Origin of the sequence: Pseudomonas sp. Pseusp11 (assembly GCF_047304405.1) — a bacterium.
Classification (GTDB): domain Bacteria; phylum Pseudomonadota; class Gammaproteobacteria; order Pseudomonadales; family Pseudomonadaceae; genus Aquipseudomonas.
This window is the reverse complement of record NZ_JBGLZF010000094.1, coordinates 1-1236: the sequence shown is the minus strand read 5'-3', so window position 1 is coordinate 1236 and position 1236 is coordinate 1. Positions and strand designations below refer to the sequence as shown.

2 protein-coding genes are annotated in these 1236 nt (G+C 63.3%); both read right to left on the bottom strand.

The features are described 5' to 3' along the window. Positions 1-35: 35 nt before the first annotated feature. The gene (locus ACCC96_RS30285; protein ID WP_258671068.1) at positions 36-671 is read right to left on the bottom strand and encodes a lysoplasmalogenase; all 636 of its coding nucleotides are present in this window, start codon (positions 669-671) and stop codon (positions 36-38) included. 2 nt (positions 672-673) lie between these two features. Further along, the gene (locus ACCC96_RS30280) at positions 674-1066 is read right to left on the bottom strand and encodes a protease inhibitor I42 family protein (RefSeq protein ID WP_018927036.1); all 393 of its coding nucleotides are present in this window, start codon (positions 1064-1066) and stop codon (positions 674-676) included. Positions 1067-1236: the final 170 nt, after the last annotated feature.

Here is a 1236-nt window from a genome sequence, read left to right as displayed (position 1 = left end):
CAGCCCAGCGGGAGCAAGCTCCCCCGCCACAGGATTCAGCGCGGTTTCTGGGTGAACGCCGACGCCGCAATCCCCCATTGCCCCAGCCAGTAACTCAGAATGATTACGTAAGGCGCGGCATGAAATGGCATCACAAACCGGTTGATGCCAATCACGCTGTCAGAACACACAAACGCCACCGCGCCCGCCGCTGCCAGCAGCGCCGAGCGTTTGGGCACATCGGTGCCGAGTCGGGCCAGGGCGCGCCAGAGCATGGCGCTGATGGCCAGACCGTAGACGATCACCGGGACCAGCAGCGGCCCCAAGCCATTGGAAATCAGAATCCCCAGCAGCACGGCACCCACGCCGAAGGCGAGGATCAGCGGCAACACAGCCAGACGCCGGCAATCGCTCAAATAAGCCTTCAGATACGCCAGATGCGCGAGCAAAAATGCTCCAAGTCCAAACACGAACAAGTCTTGCGGCCATGCCAGCAACACATCGCCGACCAAGGAGAAAATCAAACCCAGGCTGATCCAGCGCCGATACGCGCTGGGCGGTGCATCGTGCAACCAGCCGAGCAGGGCCAGCACAGGCATCGGTTTGACCAGCAGGCAGAGCAGCGCGGCATGCACGCTCAGGCCATACACAAAGGTCACCGCGCCCATCAGCGCCAGAATCAGCCAGCCCACGATCAGTTAACCGCGATGGCGCAGTCGAAGGTTTGCACCGCCGGTACTTCCGGTGCCCACGGTTGTGAGTAAGTCAGCCGCAGGCGGCCAGTGCCGGTGGCGAAGGCCTGGAAACGCCAGGTCGAGACGCCGGCACTGCCGACGATCCCGGCGTCTTCCGGGTTGCTGTAAACCTCGGGGCTGAGCGCGCGCAACACACCACCGGCTGAATCCTGGATCGCCCAGCGGTAGCCCGTGGTCGGGTTGCTTGGCAGCGTCAGGATCAGGGTTTGCCCGTTGTGCAGTTTCGCCGGGCATTCGCTTTGTTTTTCCACGGTCAGGTTCTGTTTCGGTTGCGAGGCGCAAGCACTCAGCAGAGCAAGGGCGAGGGGGACAAACAGGCGAGTGGGGGACATAAGATCAGCGGCTCCGGCGTTCACGACGAACGGCGAGCATAACTGAAGATGAGACAAATTGTGACGGTCGCCCATTAGGGGGGATCAGGGCGGGGGGCGGGTAATGCCCGTCAGTCAAGTGCAGTCCATGTGACAGCGGGCCGGTGGGGGGGGGGGGGGGGCCCCCCCCC